The organism is Microcoleus sp. CZ3-B2, assembly GCF_036705055.1.
GTDB lineage: Bacteria > Cyanobacteriota > Cyanobacteriia > Cyanobacteriales > Microcoleaceae > Microcoleus.
Genome location: NZ_JAUBTN010000042.1, coordinates 48,159 through 55,673 on the forward strand (window position 1 = coordinate 48,159; position 7,515 = coordinate 55,673).

The window sequence follows — 7,515 nt, forward strand, 5'->3', positions numbered from 1 at the left end:
TAGGCGCGGGTGTCTCGAAACCGCGTTTTTTTCACAGCAATACACAGGTTGCAGCCCGGAGCAAAAGTAAAAAACCGGGTTGTTTCGCATCGGGGTGCGTCTAGGTGTGTATCTCTGCTCAAACCTTTTGAAGGTGGTAGCTGAATGTTCAGAAGCTTGGGTTCTCGTCCCCAGTTTCTTGGGCCGGCCGTGGCTAATTCATGATTTTTTTAGGCAATTTAATTGTTCCTAGAAAACTTAGATTTATTGTGGCACTAAAATACAATCAAAATGTGGTTGATTTGAGTTGCGAATTTAAGCTTAGCTGCCCAAAACTTTCTCGCAGACAAAGTGCGTTATTTGATGAACCAAGGTTTCAAAAAATACTCTATTTGCTGAGGCATATAAAAATTAATATGATAATTTTTATTTCACAAGAATACTTGATTTATTAAATAATTCCTCTCCGGTCAACACGCTAAAATTCCCAAGGGCAAGACATAATATGGCGCTCGACAAAAAAACAATTCATATTTTAATTGTAGACGATCGACCCAACAACCTCCGATTTATTTCAAATATATTGACGAAAGAAGGGTATAAAGTTCAGCGGGCAATTTCGGGGGAAATGGTGGTAAATGCTAATTTTGCCGTTCTTCCAGACTTGATTTTGCTAGATATTGCTATGCCAACAATGAACGGCTACGAAGTATGCGAAAGACTGAAAGCTAACGAAAAGACTCGCGAAATACCCGTGATTTTTCTGAGCGTTTTTAATGAAACTTGTCAGAAAGTCAAGGCTTTTGAAGTGGGCGGTGTTGACTACATTTCTAAACCTTTTCAAGTAGAAGAATTTTTGGTACGGATTGAAAGTCAACTGACTATACAACAGCTATCGAAACAATTAAAACAGCAGAATGCCGAACTACAACGAGAGGTAGAATTTCGCAATCAAACAGAAAAAGCACTTCGGGAAAGCCAAGAAAGGTTGCAGAAATTGGCGGTGAATATACCGGGAGTTATTTATCAATTTATGCAAAAATCGGATGGAAGTTTCCAATTTGAATATATCAGTTACGCTTGTCGGGATATTTACGAATTTGAAACCAAAGAAATATTAAAAGATTATAATTTATGCTGCAATCAAAATCATCCTGATGACCGAAAATATCTGGAGCAAAAAATTTGCGAGAGCGCTCGAACTTTAGAACCCTTTGCTTGTGAATGGCGGATTGTTACGCCGTCGGGCAAACTCAAATGGCTGCAATCGAATTCTCGACCAGAAATGCGTGACAATGGCGATATTGTTTGGTATGGGGTACTTTTTGATATCAGCGATCGCAAGCAAGCAGAAATAGAATCGGCCTCAACTAAATCTGCTTTAGAACGGCAAGTTCAGCGAGAGTTGCTGATTGCAAAAATAACTCAAGAAATTCGATCTAGCTTGCAGCCGGAAAAAATCTTTCAAACGGCTGCAACTCAAATCGGTCAGGCATTCCGCGTCAATCGCTGTTTGATTCATACTTACGTTACTAGCCCCCAAGTCGATCTTCCTCTGGCGGCTGAGTATCTCGAACCTGAGTGGGAATCAATGCGGAACGTAATCGTTCCAATTTGGGGCAATCCTCACGTCGTACAAATGATGATCCAAGACCGGGCGATCGCCTCCAACGACGTTTATTCAGATCCTTTTTTGCAAGCTGCTGAATCGATTTGCCGCGTGGCTGGGTTGAAATCGATGCTGGCAATTCGCACTTCCTACCAAGGGATGGCAAACGGCGCTATTTGTTTGCACCAGTGCGATCGCCAACGCGAATGGACAAAAGATGAAATCGACTTGTTAGAAGCTGTGGCGGGTCAAGTAGGGATTGCGATCGCTCAAGCTAAACTGATCGATCGAGAAAAAAACCGACTCGCGCAGCTCGATCGGCAAAATAAACAGTTGCAAGCAGAAATTCGCACCCGCATCCGCGCCGAACAAGCTCTGCAAGAATCTGAAGCAGAATTGCGGGCGATTTTTACCGCCATGACTGACATAGTTTTAGTGAGAAATGCAGAAGGGCGCTGCATCAAAATCGCCCCGACAGCAGCGGTAAATTTGGTGAAATCTCCCACCGAAATGATTGGCAGAACCGCCCACGAAATCTTACCGGAACCGGCAGCAGATTTGGTATTAAATACCGTCAAACAAGTTCTCAAAACAAAGCAAAGCATCAATATTGAATATAGCTATACAGTCGGAGAGCGTGAAGTTTGGCTCGACGCTAAAATTTCTGTGCTTTCTGCTGAATCAGTGATTGTGGTAGCGCGAGATATTAGCGATCGCAAACAAGCAGAATCTGCACTCCGAGAAAGCCAGCACTTCATTCAGGCGATCGCCGATTCCAATCCCAACCTGTTGTACGTTTACGATTTAATTGAACGGCGCAATGTTTACTGCAACCGCCAAATTGCTGCGATGCTGGGCTACACCGCCCAAGAAGTACAAGATATGGGTACAGAAATGATGTCAAATCTGCTCAACCCCGAGGATTTGCCAGCTTTTTGTGAAAGCGTCCAAAAAGTGCAGCAAGCGAAAGACGGCGATGTCATTGAATGTCAATACCGCATGAAACACAAAAACGGCGAATGGCGGTGGATGCACAGTTGGGATACAGTATTTCTCAGAACAAATGACGGTAGACCCAAACAAACTCTCGGTACGGCTAATGACATCACAGACCGCAAATTAGCGGCCGAAAAACTGCTAGCATCGCAGCAAAGAATCTCATTTTTATTGCAGCAAACGCCGATCGCAATTATTGAATTAAACCTGAATTTAGAAGTTATCACTTGGAATCCGGCTACCGAAAAACTTTTTGGCTACAGCCAAGAAGAAGTTCTCGGCCAAAATGTCCCAGATCGCCTCGTTCCAAACAACTGTTACCACCAAATATTTCAAATTTTAAGCAACAAAATTAATATGGAGTCTTGTGCCAGTTGCACCACCCACAAAACTATTACAAAAGATGGTAGAAGTATTGTTTGCGAATGGTATAATACTCCGCTAATTGACGATAACGGTACAGCGATCGGCATCGCTTTAATGGCTGTAGATATTACCGAACGCCAGCAAGCGCAAACTGAACTGCAAGAAAGTGCTTTGCGACAAAGAGCGATCGCCCGAATCATTGAAAGAATGCGCCAGACATTAGATATCCGAGAAATATTTCAAACTACAACCAGAGAATTGCGCCAAACCATGAAGTGCGATCGAGTCGCCCTTTACCGTTTTAATCCTGACTGGAGCGGCGAATTTGTAGCAGAATCAGTTGACAGCAAGTGGATTTCTTTCATGCAAGCACAGCAGGTTGATTCTAAAATTACTGAAAGTGCTTTAAAAAACGAACAATGCCTCGTCAAAAAATTCGAGAGCAGCTCACAAAAAGTATGCGATACTTATTTGCAAGAAACTGCGGGCGGAGCCTACAGCCGAGGTAAAACTTACCTTTGCGTCCCAGATATTTACAAGCAAGGATTCAATAATTGCTACATCCAACTCTTAGAAAAATTTCAATCCAGAGCCTACATTACCGTGCCAATTTTCTGCGGAGAAAAACTCTGGGGACTGCTAGCATCCTATCAAAATTCAGCTCCCCGCCAGTGGAGCGAATCTGAAATCAACGTTGCAGTTCATGTGGGCACTCAGCTAGGAGTAGCATTGCAGCAAGCAGAATTGCTCGCCCGCACTCAAAGGCAGTCAATGGAACTACTTAAATCCAAAGAAAATGCCGAAGTTGCCAACCGCGCCAAAAGCCAATTTCTCGCTTCCATGAGCCACGAACTCCGCACCCCTCTCAACGCCATTCTCGGTTTTTCCCAAGTCATGGCCCGCAACAGTTCCATCACGCAAGAACAAAAAGAATACATAGAAATTATTAACCGCAGCGGCGAACATTTACTGGAACTGATCAATGATGTTTTGTCAATGTCGAAAATAGAAGCAGGTCAAATTACTATCAATCAAAGCCGCTTCAACCTCTACAACCTTCTCGGCAGTCTCCGAGAAATGCTGCAACTAAAAGCAAATTCAAAAGGGTTGCGCCTGATATTTGAAAATATCGGCGATTTGCCGCAGTACATTGAAACAGACGAGTCGAAATTGCGACAAGTTTTAATTAACCTGATCGGCAATGCCATTAAATTTACTCAACACGGAACCGTTACTTTGTGCGTTAGCAGCCAAGTAGAAAAAAACGCCGTCGGACAAGAAGAAGCTCAATTGCATTTTGAAATTGCCGACACGGGACCCGGCATTTCTCCGTCGGAAGTTCTTACATTATTTCAGCCCTTCGTGCAAACCGAAACAGGTCGCAAGTCTATGCAGGGAACCGGGCTAGGATTGCCAATTAGCCAACAGTTCGTCAAGATTATGGGAGGTAATATTGCTGTTGAAAGTCAAGTGGATAGAGGCACAATTTTTACTTTTAATATCCGCGTTAACATCGTAACAGAAAGTGACGAACAAGAAAAACCTGCCGTTAAACCAGTTATTGCTTTAGAAGCCGGACAGCAAACCTATAGGATATTAATAGTTGAAGATGTAGCGGAAAATCGCCAACTGCTGTTTCAGCTTCTCGTACCGCTCGGATTTGAAGTCCGCGAAGCAATTAACGGTAAAGAAGGAGTTGCTTTGCAGTCTACTTGGAAGCCGCACCTAATTTTGATGGATATGCTGATGCCAGTTATGGACGGCTACGAAGCTACAAAACAGATCAAGCAAACTCCAGAAGGTAGAGAAATAATAATTATTGCCCTGACTGCTAGTGCTTTTGACGAGCAGCGACAAATAATTTTGTCTGCCGGTTGTGACGATTTTATCTGTAAACCGTTTCGGGAAGAGGTACTATTTGAAAAGATAGCGCATCACTTGAATCTGCGTTATATTTATGAGGAAGAAAACTCATCTATTTCTGATTCAGCACCCCGACAGGTTCAAAGTTTGACCACCGAGGATTTGAGTGTAATGCCCGCAGACTGGGTGGTCGATTTATACCGAGCAGCACTTTGCGTTGACGACAACCGCATCCTCGGACTGATCGCTCAAATTCCCGAAACTGAGGCAAATCTCGCTAATGCTTTAACAGATTTAGTCGATAATTTTCGGATAGATATCATTATCGATTTAACTCAATTATATTATGATGAACGAGCCATTACTAGCAGCGACTCTTAGAGACATTCTGATCGTTGACGATATGCCGGACAACTTGCGACTTTTATCAACTATGCTAGAATCCTACGGGTATCAAGTTAGGAAGGCGATTAACGGAAAAATGGCTCTGCAAGCAGCACAAATCTCTCCTCCCGATTTGATTTTACTAGATATTAATATGCCGAAAATGAACGGCTATGAAGTTTGTGAAAATTTAAAAAAATATGAAAATACTAAAGATATTCCGGTAATTTTTATTAGTGCGCTAGATGACGTGATGGAAAAAGTTAAGGCTTTTCAAGTAGGAGGAGTAGATTATATTACTAAGCCGTTTCAAGTAGAAGAAGTCTTCGCCCGCGTGGAAAGCCAACTGTCTTTGCGTTTGTTGCAATCGCAACTGCAACAGCAAGCTAGGGAATTGCACGATCGCAATTCCAGATTGCAGGCAGAAATCGCCGAACGGCAGCGGGCGGAAGAATCAATCCGGTTTTTGCTGGAAACGACGCAGGCGATCGGCGAAGCTGCGGACTTTCATTCAGCTTTAGAAGCAATTCTGCACCAACTTGGCGAAACAATCGGATGGGATGTAGGAGAAGCTTGGATTCCCAATGCAGAAGGAACTGCGCTGCAATCTGCCAGGGGCTGGTATGCGAGTAACGCCAGCATGGAACCCTTCCGCACCCAAAGCGAACAACTGACATTTGCCATGAATATCGGGCTGCCAGGACGAGTTTGGGCATCCAAGGAACCGGAATGGGTAGAAGATATTTCCCAGGGCTACCCAGATTTTTTACGAAGTGAAGTAGCACGAGAACTCGGATTTAAAGCAGGTTTTGGCGTGCCGATTTTGGTAGGCGATGAAGTATTGGCGGTGCTAGTTTTTTTTCAAATTTTGCCTTCTCCGAAAAACGCGCGCTTTATAGACATTTTCAATGCGGTTGGCACTCAATTAGGTGGTTTGATTCAGCGCAAACAAGCCGAAGAATTGCTGCGAATTGCTGAAGAAAGATATCACAGCATTGTAGAAAATGCGATGGAAGGCATTTTTCAAAGCACTCCTTCTGGAGGCTATCTCAGCGCTAATCCAGCTTTGGCAAAATTGTACGGTTACGACTCGCCAGCAGAACTGATGTCTAGCATTAAAAATATCGCCAAACAACTGTACGTTGACCCTGAACGCCGCCTGGAATTCGTGGCGGCTATGGATGCAGAAAATGCGGTTTCGGGGTTTGAATCTATGGTATGCCGCAAGGACGGAAGCCAGATTTGGGTATCAGAAAATGTCCGCGCCGTTCGGGATTCAAAAGGCGTTATGATGTACTATGAGGGTACTGTTTCTGATATTACAGAGCGAAAATTAGCGCAAGAAGAACTCAAAATTCAACAGGAACAAAGCGAGAAATTGTTGTTAAATATTCTGCCCAAACCAATAGCAGAACGTTTGAAGGCCCAGCAAAGCACGATCGCCGACAGTTTTGCCGATGTAAGTGTTTTATTTGCTGATATTGTTGGCTTTACTGAACTGTCGGCGAGAATGTCTCCGACGGAGTTGGTAAAGCGATTGAATGTGATTTTTTCTCACTTCGACCAGTTAGCTGAAATGTACGGTGTGGAGAAAATCAAGACTATTGGTGATGCTTACATGGTAGTGGGGGGATTGCCTACGCCGAGACATGACCACGCGGAGGCGATCGCCCAAATGGCCTTGGGAATGCAGGCAAAAATAGCCAAATTGTCGGCCGAGACAGGAGAAAAACTGGCAATTCGCATCGGCATCAATTCCGGGCCGGTGGTGGCGGGAGTGATTGGTGTGAGCAAGTTTACCTATGATTTGTGGGGAGATACGGTGAATGTGGCGTCGAGGATGGAGGGTACGGGTTTTGCGGGCAGAATTCAAGTTACTGATGTTACTTACGAGCTTTTAAAAGATAAGTATTTGTTGGAGATGCGAGGCGTAATTCCGGTGAAAGGTAAGGGGAATATGAGGACTTATTGGTTGTTGGAAAAAAGGTAGTCATTAGTCATTAGTCATTAGTCAGTAGTCAGTAGTCAGTAGTCATTAGTCATTAGTCATTGGTTAGTTGTTATTGGTTAGTTGTTATTGGTTAGTTGTTATTGGTTAGTTATTGTTGGTTAGTTGTTATTGGTTATTGGTTATTGGTTAGTTGTTAGTTGTTATTGGTTGCGAATCCCCAATTTCCCATTATCAATTCCAATTCTCAATTCTCAATTCTCAATTTCCAATAACAACTAACAACTAACAATTAACTAATGACTAATGACTAATGACTAATGACTAATGACTAATGACTAATGACTAATGACTAATGACTAATGACTAA

General features: G+C 43.3%; 2 protein-coding genes. Both read left to right on the top strand.

The window, feature by feature from the left end; translation table 11 throughout:
- The first annotated feature begins 484 nt into the window (after positions 1 to 484).
- Positions 485 to 5,194, top strand: a complete 4,710-nt coding sequence (locus QUA97_RS18715) for a PAS domain S-box protein (protein WP_333195544.1) — start codon at positions 485 to 487, stop codon at positions 5,192 to 5,194.
- Positions 5,160 to 7,187, top strand: coding sequence for an adenylate/guanylate cyclase domain-containing protein (locus QUA97_RS18720; protein WP_194070383.1), 2,028 nt, complete (start codon positions 5,160 to 5,162; stop codon positions 7,185 to 7,187). Before QUA97_RS18715 ends, QUA97_RS18720 begins: the two co-directional genes overlap by 35 nt.
- Positions 7,188 to 7,515 lie beyond the last annotated feature (328 nt).

What these genes read in the sequence shown, in the direction of transcription:
- QUA97_RS18720 (WP_194070383.1), top strand. Translation starts at nt 5,160, where the DNA reads ATGATGAACGAGCCATTACTAGCAGCGACTCTTAGAGACATTCTGATC.
- QUA97_RS18715 (WP_333195544.1), top strand. Translation starts at nt 485, where the DNA reads ATGGCGCTCGACAAAAAAACAATTCATATTTTAATTGTAGACGATCGA.